Source organism: Bradyrhizobium uaiense (assembly GCF_010811875.1).
Taxonomy (GTDB): Bacteria; Pseudomonadota; Alphaproteobacteria; order Rhizobiales; family Xanthobacteraceae; genus Bradyrhizobium; species Bradyrhizobium uaiense.
This window is the reverse complement of the sequence record NZ_VKHP01001195.1, coordinates 1-226: the sequence shown is the minus strand read 5'-3', so window position 1 is coordinate 226 and position 226 is coordinate 1. Positions and strand designations below refer to the sequence as shown.

The window sequence follows — 226 nt, the reverse complement described above, 5'->3', positions numbered from 1 at the left end:
ATCGCCTCCAGAAGGCGCAGCACGCCGATGGCATCGGCATTGGCGGTGTATTCCGGGCTCTCGAAACTGACCTGGACGTGACTCTGGGCGGCCAGATTGTAGATCTCGGTCGGCCGGATCTGCTGCATTAGCCGGATCAGATTGGTCGAATCCGTCATGTCTCCGTAGTGCATCAGGAACGGCACGTTGCCGGCGTGCGGATCCTGATAGAGATGGTCGACGCGCG

1 protein-coding gene is annotated in these 226 nt (G+C 60.6%); it reads right to left on the bottom strand.

Translation table 11 applies throughout. The features are described 5' to 3' along the window. Positions 1–226: GDP-mannose 4,6-dehydratase (locus FNJ47_RS55825; RefSeq protein ID WP_163163898.1), on the bottom strand; the 226-nt coding region annotated here is incomplete at both ends.